Raw genomic sequence first — 17,139 nt, forward strand, 5'->3', positions numbered from 1 at the left:
CTATAGCCGGGATGCCGCGGCGACCAGCACCGCATGCAGCAGTCGTGCTTGGATACCGGCCTTTTCGCCGTGCTGAACCACCTCGGCGAACGCGACGCCGAGCGCCTCGGCCACATCGAAGTCGCTCGGTTCCGTGGCATTTGCGGATAATTCGGCGCGCCACTCCCGGTAACCGCGCACCAATTCGGACAGCGCAGCGCGCGGGCGTGGCTGGTTGTTCAGGTATTCCGAGATCAGGACGCGTTGCGCACGCCGGTGTGCGACACCACTACCGGCCGCATCGAAAGCCCGGCCGAATGCCCGCAAAGTGGCCGCGTAGATACCCGGCGGTACCGTCTCGCCCGCTCCCTCGATATCGGCATCGGGATCGGGATCGGCATCCTGCGGGTGTGCGGGTGCCTGTGCCGGTTGGGCAGGTTCCTGCGGCTGTTGTGCGGCGTGCCGGTCGAGCGTTATCGAACGGGCGCCGCCCTCGATGTCCGGCGGCGCACCGGCCCACCGCACCGTGCCGAGCTCGTCCGCGAGCTCGGCGACCGCGACGATCTCCAGCACGATCATCGGATAGTCGGTGAGGACCCGGTCCACCGCGGTCACGAACTCCTGTACGGGCGCGAGCTGAAGACCGGGGGCATCGAAACCTGTCACCTCCACGCCGTGCCGCTCGGCCAGCGCGCCTGCCAGCAGTTCGATTGCCGGATCGGATGGCGACCGCTCGCGGCCGCCGCGCCGATCACGTGCGCGGTCATTGTCACCGGCCGGTGTGTTCGGTCGTGGTGGGGGGCCTTGCTGCGGCGACGGCCCGGTGTTCGCCGGCCTTCCAGCGTTTCCGGGGGAGCCCGGCATCCCGGGTTGGCCAGGCGTGCGGGGCGGCGTCTCGGTCCACGGGGCTCCGGTCCGTCCCGCGGGTCCCGCTACGGAGCTGCCGGACGGTACTCCCGACGCCCGGGGCGTATTCCGCGCCGGGGGTGCTACCGGCGGGGGTGATACCGCGGAGGACGGTGGCGGCGCCGCCGATCCGGACCGCCGGCCGGGTGCGCCGGCCGCATTGTTGCCCGCCGGACCGGCTTCGGGCTGGGAACGACTCCACGGCGACTGGGACCGTGGCCCGTTATCTGCAGCAGCTCGACCCGCGGATCCGTCCGGTGCCGGTGGGCTACCGGGCCGGTTGTGCCCGCCGGCCGGGAGTTGGCCGGTGCTCTGTGGCCCGCCGGCGGGATACACCGGTGAATTCTGCTCCGGTGCCACCGCGGCCCGGTCGGATGAGGTCGGCCGGGGTCCATCGACCGGCGATTGCGGGCCGGCCGCACCCTGCGGGGGTGCCCCGACGGGGCCGGCCGGCCCCGGACCCTGATCCTGGGCAGCCCCGGCCACTCGCGCTGCGTCGTTGTCCAGTGCACCGAATTCGTTGGCGGTGCTCATTATTCCGGTCGCGTTACTGCGCATCCCTTCCGCCATGGCCCGCACGGTGGAAACCACTTGTTCGGCGCGCGGCGTGAACTGCTCGGCGAAGGTGCGGCCCATATAGTCGTCGCCGAAGCTGCCTTCCGCCTGCTGCAAGCAGTACTGCAGCCCGGCGTATGTCTGCTGTACCCGATCGGCGATATCGGCCAGCCGCGCCCCGCGCTCACGCAGGTCATCCAAGTCCAGTCGCAGTTCGCCGCTCATCTTCCACCTCGGGCAGCGGACATCGGTCCGCCGGTCCGCAGCCGGAACCGGCGCTCGAAATCGGTGGTGAACGCGGACAGCGGCACCGATGAGCTCGACCGCTCCACGACACCATCGTCTGCGATATAGAAGACCGCCCGGTCGAGCGCGATCTCACCATCCGGCACCGGTGAACGCACCATCCAGCCCACGCTGATCCGCTCGGCCCGCAACGTCGAAAGCGGGAATCCCGTCGTGTCGTAACCCCGGCTGCGGATGTGATCGCGGACGAGGTTCAGTGCCTCCGCCTCCTGGATTCCCACGATGTCACCGGCGACCAGATCGGCGAGCACGAACTGGAACAGGGCACCGTCGACATCGGCGTCGGCGTCCGCACCGACAACTTGCACGATCGCCGCGCGGGTCACCGCCGCGGCCTGCGCGGCCGACACCAGCGGTTCAGCGGCATCCGGCGACGGGCCGTCCAATACGCCCGCTACCACTTTCGCGACCGCATCGGTCGTCCACACGGCGGGCAACGCGGGCGCGCATTCCGCCATCGGAGCGGATTCGCCGCGGTACCACTGTCCCTGATCCCACCAGTAACAAAAGGACAGCATGCCGGTCATCACACGCGGGTTGAGTACCGGATCGACCACCCAATCCGGTGCGCCGGCGAATAATTTCGGCAGCGCACCGGCACCGTTGTAGGCGGCTTCCAGGACCGGCGCATCCCAGACACCGCCCGACAGCACCGCCCGGTCGCCGGGCAGTAACGTCAGCGTCGAACCGCTGTGTCCCGAACTTTCGAAGATGCCGACCGACGGGCCGATCCGCGGGCCTCGTTCCGATCCGGCCGCCACGAAGGCCGCGGCCAGCACTGTCCACCGGGCCCACACCACAGCCAGATCCGGCAACTCGCCGATCACCGGCACCGCCTGCACGCCCGCACTCCGATCCGCGCGCACGCCGTCCGCGGCCGCGCGCGGTGACCTCGACTGGGATTCGCCGCGTCCGATGTAGGCGGCCAGCCACACGGGCAGCCGGCTACGCGGATACCGTTCCAGATCCGCCAGATACGCCTGCGGCGCGAACAACTGCTCACCGGGAAACGGCTCCGCGCCCTGATCGGTGACGACCTCGGCCCCATGCGTATCGACGCGCACCACCAGCCGCCACCACGGCCCGTCGTCGACGACAGCAGACAGGTCCCGGTGTCGGCGCACCAATTCCCACACCGAATCCGACACTTGGCACCGGACCGGGTGGCCGCCGTTATCGGCGAGGAACAGCGCCGATTCGGCGACAACGGTCATCGCGAACGCGGCCTCCAGCCGGCGTTGCCCGTCCGGTGCGAGCTCATGCAGCCCGGCGACGATTCGATCGGTCAGCTCCGCGAGTTCTGGCTTCCCGGAGCCGGTCACAGCACACTCCCACGTCAGCGGATCTCTGTCCTGCAAGCCGGTCTGCGAACCTCGCCCGGAAGAGCGTCGTTCGGCCGTCAGGATCACACTTCGGGTCGTAGATTTTCGCAATCCGGGCGCGGGCGCAACTGTCCCCTCTTGCCAGCCATGGCGAGGCTCCGGCATATGGGTTGCTTTGTGTTGTGGGGCCGCAGGTTACGGTCGGGATGTGATCTGCTCCAAAGAGCGAATGCAATAGTGCGTTTCTCCCGCGCGCAGTGATGTGTATCAACTATTGTCACCGACTGAACAAAACCTATCCGATATGCGGTACGACCGAATCGAGAGCCGATCATGTTTGAACAGAGTGTGATGGTGCCGGGTGACGTTCGAACGGGGCGGCAGGTAATGCCCCCGAGGGGCGGACTGCCGACAGCGACGCAGCTGTTGTGCAGTTTCCAGGGGACCAAATTCGCAGATCACGATCTGCTGAGCTCGGCGCACGCGCTGGCGGCGTTGCATGCGCGGCGGGCAACCATGCGGGACTCGCGGCTGGTGGCCGAGGTGGACAACCGCCGCCGCGAGCTGATGGAGGATATCGATGACTGGATCCGCGAACGCGGATCCCTACCGCGCGACGGCTTGATCCACGCCGAGACACTGGGCGACGTGATCGATCGCATGGCCTGGAGCTGGGTGTATGCCAACGAGGTGATCGAAACCGACGGGGCGCGCGATGAGCATGCGCGTAAACGCTGGCACCGCCTGGCCGAATTGATCGACGGCTACACCGAATTGATCGGCGATATCGTCGGCGGCCGCCGGCGGCTGCCTGCGCGGGTGTGATCGTTCGCGGTGCCCGGTCCACCTGGGCCGGGCACCGCGAGACCGCGCTACGAAATATGCGGTGCCGCACCGGGCGAGCCACCGGAAACCGCGGCTGTTCGCGGAATCGGCCGGTCAGCGGTCCAGTACGGACAGCATTCCCGATACGGCTGCCGGCCAGGTGAACTGTTCGGCGCGCTGCCGGGCTGCGCCGCGACGCTGTGCGGGTGGCCGGGCGAGCACATCGGTGACGGCCCGGGCGAATGCGGCCGGTTCGTCGGCGGCCACCGCGCCGCAATCGGCGGTCACGATATCGGCGAGGGCCGAGGACCGGCTGGCCACCACCGGCGTGCCTGCGGCAAGCGCCTCCAGTGCGGCGAGCCCGAAGGTTTCGTGGGGCCCGGGGGCGAGCGAGATATCCGCGGTGGCCAGCAATCTGGCGACTTCGGCGCGATCGGTGATGAACCCGGTGAAATGAACTGCGGGCAGGCCTCCTGCCACAACCGGCATCGACCGGGCCCGTCGTTCCAGCGCTTCCCGACGTGGACCGTCACCGGCGACCACCAGACGCGCTTCCACTCCGTGGCGGTGTAATTCGGCCACTGCCTCGATACTGCGGTCGACCCGCTTCTCCACCGACAGCCGCCCGCAGTGCACCAGCAGGGGATGGCCGGGCACGCCGAGGTCCGCCCGCAGGCCTCGATCGTGGCGGTGCGGAGTGAACAGGTCCAGATCCACTCCCAGTGGAACCATCTCGACGTTGGGTGCGGCGATCCGCCGGAATTCGGCGCGGGCGAATTCGGTGGTGCACACAACCATGTCGTACTGATCGGCGGTATGCCGGTTGGCGATATCGGCGAGGCGGCGGGCACACCGCTGCGGCATGATCTGCCCCAGCAGCCGATCGAGCCGTTCGTGCGAGATCATCACGCCCGCCACACCGCGGCGCCGGGCCCAGCGTCCGAAGCCGCGCAATGTCAGCCGGTCGGATACTTCCAGGGCGTCGGGCCGCAGGCCGGTGAGCGTATCGGCCACCCGCCGCGGGTCGGCGGCGCGGTAGCCACCGGTCCACGGGATGGGCAGGGCGGGCAGAGTGATGCGCAGGACCCCGCCCGGCAGCACCTCCTCGGCGGGGCGTGGCCCGGGGACGATCAGTACAACTTCGTGTCCGGCGGCCACATACCCTTCGCCCAGGTGGTGCAGTGCGGTCCGCAAACCTCCGGAGCGTGGTCCGTAGAAGTTGGCCAGTTGCACGATGCGCACGTCGCCGATCGTGGCCGGGTCCGGGTGCCCGCCGGAACCGGGCCGTCGAACAGTTGGTTAACACCCGGTGTTATTTGGTCCCGGCAGGCTAGCGGTCGGGCTGGCCGCGGCCGGAGCGCGGGAGATCGAGGTTGAGCGGGATCCGGCCCACGCTGAGATGTTCACCGACCTCGTCGGCGGGCAGCGGCCGGGCGATGAGGAAGCCCTGCGCCCGGTAGCAGCCCAGGCCGACCAGTGTGCGGGCGGCGACCGGCGTTTCCACACCCTCGCCCACCACGCCGAGCCCGAACGACCCGGCCAAGCCGATGATCGATTTCACGATGGCGAGATCGTCGGTGCTGGCGCCGAGCCGCTGGACGAATCCACGGTCGATTTTCACCGCGTCCACGGGGAGCGCTTTCAGATGGGAGAGCGAGGAATAGCCGGTGCCGAAATCGTCGATGGCGATCTGTACGCCCATCCGTTTGAGCCCGCGCAGTGTCACCTGGGTGCGGGCCAGATCCTGCACCACCACGTGTTCGGTGATCTCCAGGCAGATGGAGCTGCCGTCGATGCCGAAATGGCGCAGGATGTCCTCGATGCGCTCGACGAAATCCAAGCTCACCAACTGCACCGGAGATACGTTGATCCGCATGACCATATTGGTCGCCAAACCCTGGCGGCGCCAGCGCGCGAACTGAGCGCAGGCCGTGCGGATAACCCAGCGGCCCAGCTCACCGGCCAGGTTGGTGGCCTCGGCCACGGTGACGAACGCACCGGGCGGTAGCAGCCCGCGGGTGGGATGCAACCAGCGGACCAGGGCCTCCATCGCGACGATACGGCCGGTGCGCAGATCGACTTCGGGCTGATAGTGCAGGATCAGCGAGCCGTCGGAGACGGCGCTGCGCAGATTGAGTTCCACATCATCCTGGAGCTCGAACTGGGCGCGCATCGCGTCGGTGAACAGCGCGACCCCGTTCCCGCCGCCGGATTTGGCGGACAGCAGGGCGTGATCGGCGCGCCGCAGGACATCGGCGACGGTGGTCTCACCGGGGATTCCGACGGCCACGCCGACGCTGGCGCCGCGGCTCACCGATTCCCCGCCAACGGTCACCCGGCGGCTGATGAGTTCCCGGATCCGGGTCGCTTCGTGTTCGGCGGCGACGGTGTCCATGGGTTTGGCCGGCACGATCACGAACTCGTCGCCACCGAGGCGGGCGATCATATCGTTGGGGTCGAGATTGTCCTGGAGTCGCTCGGACAGGGTCCGGATGAACTTGTCACCGGCGGTGTGGCCGAGGAAATCGTTGAGGGCCTTGAGCCGGTCCAGGTCGAGGAAGAAGGCCGCGACGGGCCCGGGACTGCCGGCCCGCAACCGCTGTTCCATATGTTCGAGTAGCGCACGCCGGTTCGACAGCCCGGTCAGGTCGTCGTGCAGGGCGATGAACCGGAGCTGTTCCTCGGCTTCCACCCGCGCCTGCAGTTGGGCGAACAGGGTGGCGATCGCCTTGAGCACATTGAGTTCGCGGTTGCTCCAGTCCCGGTCGCCGACCTTGACGAATCCGAGCAGCCCGGTGGATTTCCCGCGGGAAACCAGCGGGACGGCCGCGGAGCTGATATCGCCGAGCCCGGACGCGGAGTGGATGGTCTGCTGATAGTCGGCGGCGCTGGCCGGAATCAGGAACGGTTCGGTGGCATGCTCGAGTGACCGGAACACCGAGTCGGCCTGGTCGAAATAGACGACCCTGAGCGGATCGGGTTCGGGCACGTCCTGACGCGGCGGCCATTCGGCCACCAGCACCGTGGACCGGTTCTTGGGATCGTTGTGCCGCAGGTAGCTGAAGTCCACATCGAAGTAGTCGATCAGCATGGCCAGCACCTGCTCGGTCGCCGACACCATGGTCGCCGAATCGACGCCCATCAGCTCCGCGGCGACTTCGGTCACCAGCGAGTCGAGTGTCCGCCGAGGCACCTGATCTCCGATCACACTAACCGCGGAGCTCTCCGCCCGGTACCGGGCGACGCTTGCTCCGTACGCTGGCAGCTGCCGCATAACTCAGGCGTAGTACCAGCGCCACGCTTTCTTGTTCCGGCACTTCCAGTATTTCCAGGAAACGACCCTGAAGTGTGGACAGTCTATCCGCGTACGCCGGAGAAAGTGCATCCAGTTCGGTACGGGTTTGCGAAAACAGGAACACCGGCGACATCGGCTGCACCGCCAGACCCGACCGTTGCGCCTGGATCCAGACCCGCCCGACCGCAGCCCCCGCACGGGCGTACTCGGCCAATCCGCCGCCCTCGGCGCCGGGTTCCCGGCGGAAGGTGACGGCGACGACCGCGGAACTGGAACCTACCCGGTCACGGGCGTAATCGCCGAGTGCGGCACCGGCCGACCAGCTGTGCAATTGGGCCATCACGTCGGCGCGTCGCGCGATCTGCATGGCGGCCCGTTCGTCGGGCGCGAGTTCCAGCGAACGGGTATCGATACCGTCGGAGAGGTCGTCCCCGGGCCAGCGCATTTCCGCGAACATCTCGCGGTGCAACTGGGGGGTGAGGTAGCGGACCTGGTCCGAGTCGGCCAAGACCTCGGCCATCGCGCGCAGGGCGGCCGGTGAAGTTGCGGCCCGCAGCTGGGCGTTCTCGGCGGCCGCCGCGGCGGCGAGCCCGGCCAGGACGGATTCCGGGATACGGCCGCCGTGGCCGATCCGGCGGTTGGTCTCCCGGGCGAGCGCGTACGGGTAATCGGCGGCCAGTGCCGGGTCGGTATCGGTGCCGGGCCGGAGCACCGCGGTGAGCGGGGCATCCGGGGTTTCGATGAATTCGTGGGGGCCGAGCCGATCGTGGGCGGCTGCCGCGACACGGGCGTTGTACAACGCGGCGCCCACGGCGACGGCACTGCCGCGATAGCCGGTATCCATGGCGGTGGTGTACTGCGGATCGAGTGTGATCCGGATTTCCTGCTCCGTGGTGTGTAGCGACCACGGCTGGATATTCCCGCCGGACGGCGCCCGCTGCGCGCAATCGAGAATCCGGTCGAGCGGCGCCGCGGGCACGGTGTCGGTGTCGGTATCGGCGGCGGGTTCGTCGAGATCGAGGTCCGGATCGGTGAGGGCGTCGAGGGCCTGTTCGATATCGAGCCGGGTGCGGCCCGACCGCAGCGGCCGGCCCAGGCCGATCCGGCGCACCGCCGTCGCGACACTGGCCGCGCCGAGCACCACATCGCCACCCAGCTGCGGCCAGCTGTTCAACGTCTCGCCCACCTCGACCAGGCTGCCCGCCATCCGGGCGGACAGATCGCGCGCGCCGAGCAACCCCACGACGTAGGGCGCCTTGTCCCTGGTGGACAGTCCGCGCAGCTGGGTGGCCGCGGTATCGCCGAGCAGGCCGTGGAAGGGCTGCCGGCCCGGTTCGAGGTCGAAACGTTCGATATCGAGCAGGCCGCGGTCGCTGGTCTCCATGATCAGCGGCAGCTTCCGGCGCCGGGCCGCTTCGCGGACGAGCAGTTTGATATCCAGGGAATCGCATTCCTCCACAACGATTCCCAGCCCGTCGACGAAATCGTCCACGGTATCGGGATCCAGTCCGCCGCCGCGCACCTCCACCGTCAGATAGGGGTCGAGTTCGGCGATCCGGCGGGCCGTGACGATCGCCTTGTTCACGCCGATATCGAACAGCGTGGCGGGGACCCGGTTGAGGTTCGACAGTTCGAGTTCGTCGAAATCGGCGAGCCGCAGTGCGCCGCACGCCCCCTCCTGGGCCAGCGTGTAGGCGATGGCATGCCCCACGCTCTGCCCGACGACCCCGACCGTGAGGGTGCGCAGCCGCTCCTGTTCGGCGCGGGTGAGTTTGTTGCGATTGCGGTCGAGCCGGATCGCGCGGAAGGTCCGCGGCCCCGGCAGGACCAGTACGCTGCGCCGCCACGGGTAGTACACCCAGCGGTCGTCCGCGGGGCCCTCGGCGGTTTCCGGGGGGTCGTTGAGCCTGCCGAACTCGGTGGCGAGCAAACCGCGCAGATCGTTGATCTCGATATGCGGTGTGCTGCGCAACCCGGCCAGCGCCCGTTCGTCGTCGGGGTCGCCCGGGTCCAGGATCAGCGGCCGGTATTCCACTCCGAGATCTGCTTCACCGACCATGTGACCGGCATTCCTCCCCACCGCGGCGCAGCGGCCGGACCGACCGCGACGACCTCGGTTCAGCTAATCCCATAGCGCGAAGTTCACCACGCATCAACAAATACTGCAACTTGTCAGCAAATACATCATAGGTCCTGGTATCCCACCAGATCGGCACCGTTCGGTAGCGCTCGTCCGGGTAGGGCACGGGCGGGATCGCCTGCGCGACCATGCCGCCGCTCGCGCGGTGCCGTTCGGTGGTGAACGAGGCGACCGTCGCGAAGCCGTAGCGGGCGCCCAGCAGCCGCGGGGCGTGCGCCATGCACCGGGAGATCGCGGCGGTCAGATCGTTGCGGCGGTCGGCGTCGCGGGCGACCCAGACGGCGCGGGATTCGACCACACCGCGTGGAATACGCCGCGCCATCATGAGACTCAGGTCCGTCGCGCCCGGCCGCCCGGCCCACGGCGTGAGCGAGTCGACCTCCGAGACCCACCGGTACGGTCCCTGGACCCGCAGACCGCCGACCACCGCACCGGTGAAATCGGTGGCGGCGAAGAACAGCGCGGTCGACGAACCGTCGGCGACGGCGTCGTATTCCAGGGCCTGTTCGTTGGCGAAATGGCGGTAGGTCCGCTGGGCGCCGGCCAGGTAGCGGTGCCAGAGGTCCGGGGAGCGGTCGGGGGTGGTGGCGCAGATTTCGTAGCCGGAGACGTTGTCGCGAAACCCCGCAGCGCGGCCGTGGTGCGGGTGGTCTTCCTGGCCGACTGCGATCGTTTCGACAGTCATGACAGTTCCTACTCTTTCGCCGTACACCCGGTGGGTGCACGGGATATCTTGTCCAGCAGCTCGTCCGACGCCCCGGCTCGCCGACGTGCCCAGTGCAGTATCCGTCATCGAAACACAATTGACCAGAACTCTGGTTAATCTTCCGAAAACTGACGCGAGATGCGGCTGTTATCGCAGGTCAGGCCAGGTGGTTCGAGAATGACTGGTTACCAGGAGACCGGTTGGTTCGGAGTTAGTTATCACCCGGCAACGGATTGTTCGCCGCCGTTGTCACGTGGCGATCGAAATGAACAGCTCCACCGATTCCGAACCGTGCCAGAGCTCGATCTCCTCGCGGTAGGCGCGAGTTATCTCGGCCGACGCCGTGGCATCGTCGACCTGCGCCCAGACATCCTCGACGGGATCGTGGTAGTCGCCGTTGGGTACGAACCGTGCGTAGACGCCCCGCGGGACACGGACCAGAACATCGCCGACGGCGGAATCACCCGGTTCGGCGTATTCGAAACACACCAGGGCGTTGTAGGTGCCCGTGGGCGTGCGCACGTACACGGTGTACATCGGTCGCTGCGCCTCGGCCGAGCCGGCGAATCCGGCCGCCCGTTCACTGAGCCGGTCCTTGAGGAACTCGATGAGTTCGCTGTTGCTGACCTTGAAGCTGGGGCGCACCTTCGGCACCACCAGGCCGGCGTACACCGACTCGCCGCGCACCACGATCGTGTAGGTCATCGGGCCTCGACCGCCAGGTACAGATCGATCTTGTACGCGTGCGGATAGAACTCGAAATCGCCGGTGAAGGTCCGGTTTATCCGGTTGTGTTCCTCGGCGTAGGCGATCTGGGTCCACAGGCTGGTCATGATCTGCGGGAAGTTGCCCACCGAGGAGAACTTCGCGTAGGTACCGCGCGGCAGGCGCGCCACCATATGGCCGCGGGTGACCGCGTCGAAGGAGTGGCACTCGTAGCCGACGATCTGGGTGTTGTAGGTCCCCAGCTCGGGCGAGTAGTCCGTGTACGCGGTGGCCAGCGGCCCGCCGAGTTCGTGATGCAGCACCGACGACCAGGCGCCCTCGAGATCGCGGTCGCGTAGTTCACCGAGCGCGCGCTTGGGGCTGCGTACCGGAAGCCCGGCCACCCACGTCTCATCCCGCTCGACGATTTCAAACTGCATGGAAGGACTCTTTCGAGATGTCTCCTGGTGGGCAAGCCGACCGGGTGGTCGGCCGGATCCGCCATGCTATCAACCGGTGGCGGTGCGGGCGGCCCGCCCGGCTGCCGGATTTCGGTGGATCGTCGCACTGTGCGGTGTAAACCGGCCATTGTGTACCGAAATTGCAAACCGGACTGTCGCCCGGCAATTGTCGGGTAAATAGCGGGAAGAATTCGAGCAGCCGGGTTTTCCTCGGGCATTCTAGTGGTGTTCTCAACGCTGGCTATGTCACCCGATATTGTTTCGTAATTCACCGCGGTCGGCCCGGTTCGCCACTATCAGTTCAGCTGAGCTTCATTCCACGTAATTACCAATGCCGACATGATCGGCAGAGCAGATCGGCGGGCGCTCCCCGCGAAACCCGGACGCATGACGACCGCGGCGCCCTAGCGGACCGGCTGCAGTGCGCATTCTCGGTGGTCGTGGACTCCCGGCGACATGGGCAGGGCCGCGCCGGCGCCTTCTCGTCCGCGGTCTCCTCCTGGTAGCGATTCTCACCGTTTTCCCCGGCGGGCTGGGCGCGGTCGCGATGGCCCAGGATGGGGCGCGGGTGGGTGCGGCGGCGCCGAGCCGGATGGACGGTGTCGCCTGGATGAATATCCGCGATTCCGCCGGCGTGCAGCTGGCCGATTACGCCTTCGTCGGCGCGCGTGGCGATCTCCTCGATCCCGGTGCAACGATGGTCTGGACGCTGATCGGCCTGGAATTCGTCGGATATATGGTTATCGTGACCACCGCGATCTGGTTCGTCGGTTATGCGCTCAGTTTCGCCTGGCTCGACCTCTTCGCGGACGCATTGCAAGGCGTAGCGGACGCATTCGCGGGCCGGCTCGCCACTCCCGCGGTCCTGATTACGGCAGCGAGTATCGGGGCGTTTCTCGTGGCCTGGTTCACGGTGCGCGGCTTTCACAGCAGGGCTGTAGTCCAGATACTGACGATGCTGGTCGTGGCTGTGCTGGGTCCGCTGTTCCTGGCCGCTCCGCTGGCCGGTGCCCTGGGGTCGGACGGCCTGCCGGCCCGGGGGCGTGACCTGGGTATGGCGGTCGCCGCCGGCCTCAATGGGTCGGACTCGCGGAATCCGGACCTGGTGTTGAGCACTCTGCAAAGGGATATGGCCGATAATTTCGCGCGCCGTCCGGTGCAGGTGTGGAATTTCGGGCATATCGTCGACGACCGGCCGGCCTGCGCCGCAGCGTGGTCGGCGGGGATGACGGCGGGCGATCCCGAGCGGACCCGGCGCGAACTCGGCTCCTGTGGCGATACCGCCGCGGTCACCTCCGCCCATGCGCGGGTGGGCCAGATAGGCACCGGGCTGGTGCTACTGGCCTCGGCAGCCGTGCTGCTGTTGTTCGCGGTGGTGCTCTCCCTTCGGCTGATGCGCGCGGCGCTCGATGCCATCTATCAGGCGTTCATGGCCGTGTTCGGATTCGCCGCCGGTGGTTTCGTCTACGGTCCGACCCAGTCCTTCCTGGTGCGGAACCTGGTGAATTCGGGAATCGCGGCAGCCCGCATGTGCGCATACACCGTTTTCGTCGGTATCTACCTGTTGCTGCTCGGCAATATCTTCCAGCAGGCCCACGGTCGAGTGGTCGCCGTGATCGTGATCGCCGCGGTCGTGGAAATCGTCGCCATATCCCAGATGGGCCGTTTGTCGAAGAGTCTTACGCGTGGTTCGGCGTGGGCTGCCAATCGGTTCGCGCTCGCCGTCCAAGGCGCGCCCGCAGGCTCCGGTGCGACCGCGCTCGGGGTGGGCGGCGCGGGGGGAGGTAAAGCTTCGGCCGGTGGTTCCGGGATGGGAGCGTTTGCTGGCCTGACGGCGCTGAACACCGTCAACGCCTCACCGTTGACTGCCTGGCTGCTCGGTCGCACGGTGAATCCACTGAGTCCGCTGGCCATCGGCAGAATGCGCAACGATCGGGCGAATAGCGCGTCGGCGGCCAGCAGGCTGGAATCGCACCGGTGGCGGGCAATGGGCCGGCAGAACTGGCGCCTGCTGGCACGCCGGGAAGCCGCCGAATGGGGTGGTATCCACACCGAGCTCGGTCTGAACCGGGCGTTGAAGTATCTCGACAACAACCGGGTACCGGCCGAGTCGATGCCGGCGGTGCTGCACGACGCCGGGGCGAGCCACGAGCGCATCCACCGCCATATGCAGGCGCGGCAGACCCGGAACGACACCCGCTCCCGCAACCCGTACGGGTTCCCGCCGTTGCAGAAGGCCGTGGCCGCCGGCAACGCGGTACTCAACCACGTCGGGACGGACGCGGAAATGGCGTTCGCCGCTCAGGCCGTCAGCGATGCCGACAGTCTCGCCCGCCATACCCTGGCCCCCGCCCCGGGAGCGCAGCTCGACCACTCCTTCATCGCCCGCGTCCAGCAGCACTGGGATTCCGACCGGGCCCTGCGGGCGAATATCGATCCGGCCGAATGGAACAGGGCCGGCCGGGATACGCGCACTGCCATCGCCCACCAGTTGGCGACCGAACATCTGGCCACGGCTCGCGCCTACTCCGACGCGCCGACCGCCGCGCATCGCGGCGAACTCGCGGCCTCGCTGAAACGATTGTCCAATCTGGACCACGCGCTGCCCGATTTCGGACCGGACCCGTGGGATCTGTGACCGCGCGGACGGTTGCCGAAGCCGGTGACCCGCCGCTCCGCCGTGCCACCCGCGCCCGGTCTCGGTACGCTGCTGCCGACAGCGCAGTCGTAGATCGGGAGTCGGCATGGGGCGGGTCAACCGCAGGAAATCGGTACAGGGCGCGAAAACGCTGGTCACAGGTGCCGCCAGCGGTATCGGGAAGGCGACCGCGCTGGCGGCCGCGGCCCGCGGTGCGCGCCTGGTGCTCACCGATATCGATGCCGACGGGCTGGCCGCCACGGTCGGCGAGATCGAACGCGCCGGTGGGACCGTGCTCATCTCGCGGGCGCTCGATATCTCCGACTACAACGCCGTCGCGGAGTTCTCCGCCGCCGTGCACGAGGCTTTCGGCAGCCTGGACGTGGTGATGAATGTGGCCGGGACCTCCGTGTGGGGGACCGTCGACAGTCTGGAGATCCGGCATTGGCGCCGGATGGTCGATATCAATCTGCTCGGGCCGATCAATGTCATCGAACGGTTCGTTCCGCCGATGGTGCGGTCCGGGCAGCCGGGTGCGCTGGTGAATGTCTCCTCGGCGGCGGGGTTGCTGGCCCTGCCGTGGCATGCCGCCTACAGCGCGAGCAAATACGGCCTGCGCGGCTTATCGGAGGTGCTGCGGTTCGAACTCGCCGAGCACGGAATCACGGTGCATCTGGTGACGCCGGGCGCGGTGGCGACGCCGCTGGTGCGGACCTTCGACCTGGTCGGCGTGGATAAGGAGAATCCGCGAGTGCAGCGGGTGACCTCGCTGTTCACCCGGCACGCCGTACCACCGGAGAAGGTCGCCGCGGCGATCCTGAAGGGGATCGAGCGCAACCGTTTCCTGGTGTACAGCTCCTTCGATATCCGCTTCGGCTACTGGTGGAAGCGGAAGTTCGCCTTCCCCTACGAACTGCTGATGCGGCAGGCCAACCGGCAGTTCAGCACGCTGAAACAGTCGGTGAATCGGGATCGGACGGTAGCGAGCACACCGAATCCGGATTCTCCGGCAGCACACTGAGCGAATCGCCGGGGTCGTCGCACAGGCCCGGTTCCGGGCAGTTCAGATGCACGTCGAGGACGCGGGCGCCGGGACCTTCGGCGCCGAGCCGGTCGTGTTCGTTGACCAGTTTGCAGCTACCCAGCGACAGGCAGCCGCAGCCGATGCACCCGGTGAGGTTGTCCCGTAGCCGGACCAGCTGGGTTATCCGTTCGTCCAGATCCGCCTGCCAGGCGGTGGACAGGGTTTCCCAATCGCGCCGGGTGGGTGTGCGACCTTCCGGCAAACGGTCCAGCGCATCGCGTATTTCGCTCAGTGGGATGCCGACCCGCTGGGAGATGCGGATGAAGGCCACCCGGCGCAGCGTCTCCCGGGTGTAGCGGCGTTGATTTCCGCTGGTCCGGCGGCTGGAGATAAGTCCTTCGCGTTCGTAGAAGTGCAACGCGGACACCGCTACTCCGCTACGCTCGGAGAGCTGACCCGGGGTCAGCTCTTTGGTTTTCCAATCCGCTGTCGGCATCCGCCCTCCTCCGTCATCCTCAACCATACTTCAGGGTTGCTGGACTTGTGGGCGGAATCCGGGGCAAATATGCCGCGAATGCGGGGCCCGCGCGTATGCCGCCGGCCGCCGCGCGCATTACTGTCGGGACATGGGATCAGATGCCGCATCCGATACCCGGCAACGGGACCCCGGCCACCCGGCCCCCACCTTCGGGGTGACCAGCGAGGTCGGCAACCTGCGCGCGGTACTGCTGCACCGGCCCGGCGACGAACTGCGCCGGCTCACCCCGCGCAACAACGATCAACTGCTCTTCGACGCCATCCCCTGGGTGGAACGCGCCCAGCAGGAACACGACACCTTCGCCGCGGTCCTGCGCGACCGCGGGGTAGAGGTACTGCTGCTCGCCGACCTGCTCGCCGAAACCCTCGCGGTCAGCGGCGCCGCGCGTATCCAGGGCATCTCCGCGGCTGTGCACGCCCGCCGTCTCGGCCATTCGCTCGCCGCCGAACTGGCTGCCCAGCTGCGCGGCGTCCCCGCCCCCGACCTCGCCCGAATCCTGATGGCGGGGATGACCTTCGACGAACTGCCCTTCGCCGCCGACGACACCTCCCTCGTCCGCCGCATGCACCACGGTGGCGATTTCGTCATCGACCCGCTGCCCAATCTCCTTTTCACCCGCGACTCCTCGTTCTGGGTAGGGCCCAAGGTCGCGATCACCGCACTCGCGCTGCCCGCCCGCGCGCGGGAAACCTCGCTGACCGATCTGATCTATGCCTTCCACCCGAGGTTCCTCGGGGTCCGCCGGGCCTACGAATCGCATACCGCGCCCATCGAAGGCGGTGATGTACTGCTGCTGGCGCCCGGGGTCGTGGCCGTGGGTGTCGGCGAGCGCACCACCCCGGCCGGTGCGGAAGCGCTGGCGCGCAGCCTGTTCGACGACGGTCTCGCGCACACCGTGCTGGTGGCGCCGATCGCGCAGAACCGCGCCACCATGCACCTCGACACCGTATGCACCATGGTCGATACGGACGCGGTCGTGATGTATCCGGGCGTGCGCGAAACCCTCACCGCGTACACGATCCGCCGCACCGATACCGACAGCTGCGTGGTCACCGGACCCGACCCGTTCCTGCCCGCCGCCGCCGCGGCGATGGGAATCGGCAAACTCCGCGTCATCGATACCGGAACGGACGGGGTCACCGCCGAACGCGAACAGTGGGACGACGGGAACAACACGCTCGCCCTGGGCCCCGGCGTGGTGGTCGCCTACGAACGCAACGAGATGACCAATGCGCGGCTCGAAGATTCCGGTATCGAGGTGCTGCGCATACCCGGTTCGGAATTGGGCTCGGGCCGCGGCGGCCCACGCTGTCTTTCCTGCCCACTTGCCCGGGATAGCGTATGAAAAGCGGGCTGATGCGGTAAGAACGGACGCATGTTCGAGATCACGGTGTCGCACGATTCGGGCGTCCCACCCTACGAACAGCTACGTCTGGCCGTTATAGCCCGCGTCCGGGCGGGTGAACTCCTAGCGGGGACCAAGATTCCGACGGTGCGTGCGCTCGCGGCGCAACTGGGTCTGGCCCCCAATACCGTGGCCCGGGCCTACCGGGAACTGGAACAGGACGGGGTCCTGGAAACCCGCGGCCGGTTGGGCACCTTCATCGCCTCCTCCGGCGACCCCACCGCCGACGCCGCCGGCCGGGCCGCCGCCGAATACGTGGCGACGATCCGCCGGCTCGGGCTCGACGGTGCCGCCGCCCTCCACTACGTGAAAACCGCCCTGATCGCCTGACACC

Annotated in this window: 14 protein-coding genes; 5 read left to right on the forward strand and 9 right to left on the reverse strand. The window is 67.8% G+C overall.

All coding sequences use genetic code 11. From position 1 onward, the window contains the following. Both ACFWPH_RS16380 and ACFWPH_RS16385 read right to left on the reverse strand, forming a co-directional pair. The gene (locus ACFWPH_RS16380; protein WP_378751680.1) at nucleotides 1–1,665 is read right to left on the reverse strand and encodes a hypothetical protein; all 1,665 of its coding nucleotides are present in this window, start codon (nucleotides 1,663–1,665) and stop codon (nucleotides 1–3) included. Beyond that, on the reverse strand, nucleotides 1,662–3,068 hold the full coding sequence (locus ACFWPH_RS16385; RefSeq protein WP_378751682.1) for a hypothetical protein: 1,407 nt from the start codon (nucleotides 3,066–3,068) through the stop codon (nucleotides 1,662–1,664). Before ACFWPH_RS16385 ends, ACFWPH_RS16380 begins: the two co-directional genes overlap by 4 nt. Nucleotides 3,069–3,455: 387 nt before the next feature. On the opposite strand from ACFWPH_RS16385, the gene ACFWPH_RS16390 reads away from it, so the two are divergent. Continuing rightward, nucleotides 3,456–3,893 carry a DUF4254 domain-containing protein gene (locus ACFWPH_RS16390; protein ID WP_378751684.1) on the forward strand — a complete coding sequence of 146 codons (438 nt, stop codon included), beginning with the start codon at nucleotides 3,456–3,458 and terminating at the stop codon, nucleotides 3,891–3,893. 114 nt (nucleotides 3,894–4,007) lie between these two features. Here the strand turns inward: ACFWPH_RS16390 and ACFWPH_RS16395 are convergent, their stop codons facing one another. From ACFWPH_RS16395 to ACFWPH_RS16420, 6 genes are all read right to left on the reverse strand, one after another. Beyond that, complete coding sequence (locus ACFWPH_RS16395; protein WP_378751686.1) at nucleotides 4,008–5,135, reverse strand: glycosyltransferase; 1,128 nt, start codon at nucleotides 5,133–5,135, stop codon at nucleotides 4,008–4,010. A gap of 88 nt (nucleotides 5,136–5,223) precedes the next feature. Next, nucleotides 5,224–7,059 (reverse strand): EAL domain-containing protein, encoded by a 1,836-nt coding sequence (locus ACFWPH_RS16400; protein WP_378751688.1) that lies wholly within the window; start codon nucleotides 7,057–7,059, stop codon nucleotides 5,224–5,226. A gap of 43 nt (nucleotides 7,060–7,102) precedes the next feature. Next, nucleotides 7,103–9,247, reverse strand: a complete 2,145-nt coding sequence (locus ACFWPH_RS16405) for an Rv1355c family protein (RefSeq protein ID WP_378751690.1) — start codon at nucleotides 9,245–9,247, stop codon at nucleotides 7,103–7,105. Next, on the reverse strand, nucleotides 9,237–10,013 hold the full coding sequence (locus ACFWPH_RS16410) for a hypothetical protein (protein ID WP_378751692.1): 777 nt from the start codon (nucleotides 10,011–10,013) through the stop codon (nucleotides 9,237–9,239). The genes ACFWPH_RS16405 and ACFWPH_RS16410 overlap by 11 nt, the downstream gene beginning before the upstream one ends. A 270-nt stretch (nucleotides 10,014–10,283) precedes the next feature. Continuing rightward, on the reverse strand, nucleotides 10,284–10,739 hold the full coding sequence (locus ACFWPH_RS16415) for an effector binding domain-containing protein (protein ID WP_378751694.1): 456 nt from the start codon (nucleotides 10,737–10,739) through the stop codon (nucleotides 10,284–10,286). After that, nucleotides 10,736–11,179 carry a GyrI-like domain-containing protein gene (locus ACFWPH_RS16420; protein ID WP_378751696.1) on the reverse strand — a complete coding sequence of 148 codons (444 nt, stop codon included), beginning with the start codon at nucleotides 11,177–11,179 and terminating at the stop codon, nucleotides 10,736–10,738. Before ACFWPH_RS16420 ends, ACFWPH_RS16415 begins: the two co-directional genes overlap by 4 nt. 442 nt (nucleotides 11,180–11,621) lie before the next feature. Here ACFWPH_RS16420 and ACFWPH_RS16425 point away from each other — a divergent pair, with 442 nt between their 5' ends. Together ACFWPH_RS16425 and ACFWPH_RS16430 are read left to right on the forward strand one after the other, a co-directional pair. Continuing rightward, a complete protein-coding gene (locus tag ACFWPH_RS16425; RefSeq protein WP_378751698.1) occupies nucleotides 11,622–13,838 on the forward strand; it encodes a hypothetical protein in 2,217 nt (738 codons plus the stop codon). A 106-nt stretch (nucleotides 13,839–13,944) separates the two neighbouring features. After that, nucleotides 13,945–14,859: an SDR family oxidoreductase gene (locus ACFWPH_RS16430; protein WP_378751700.1), complete on the forward strand. Its 915-nt coding sequence runs from the start codon at nucleotides 13,945–13,947 to the stop codon at nucleotides 14,857–14,859. Here ACFWPH_RS16430 and soxR read toward each other — a convergent pair. Next, nucleotides 14,780–15,358, reverse strand: a complete 579-nt coding sequence (soxR, locus tag ACFWPH_RS16435; RefSeq protein ID WP_378751702.1) for a redox-sensitive transcriptional activator SoxR — start codon at nucleotides 15,356–15,358, stop codon at nucleotides 14,780–14,782. The two genes, ACFWPH_RS16430 and soxR, sit on opposite strands and share 80 nt — an antisense overlap. Nucleotides 15,359–15,488: 130 nt before the next feature. On the opposite strand from soxR, the gene arcA reads away from it, so the two are divergent. Together arcA and ACFWPH_RS16445 are read left to right on the forward strand one after the other, a co-directional pair. Next, nucleotides 15,489–16,745, forward strand: a complete 1,257-nt coding sequence (gene arcA / locus ACFWPH_RS16440) for an arginine deiminase (RefSeq protein ID WP_378751704.1) — start codon at nucleotides 15,489–15,491, stop codon at nucleotides 16,743–16,745. 30 nt (nucleotides 16,746–16,775) lie between these two features. Then, nucleotides 16,776–17,135, forward strand: a complete 360-nt coding sequence (locus tag ACFWPH_RS16445) for a GntR family transcriptional regulator (protein ID WP_280418730.1) — start codon at nucleotides 16,776–16,778, stop codon at nucleotides 17,133–17,135. The last annotated feature ends 4 nt before the right edge of the window (nucleotides 17,136–17,139 follow it).

The sequence above is a fragment of the Nocardia sp. NPDC058499 genome (genome assembly GCF_042719915.1).
Taxonomy (GTDB): Bacteria; Actinomycetota; Actinomycetes; order Mycobacteriales; family Mycobacteriaceae; genus Nocardia.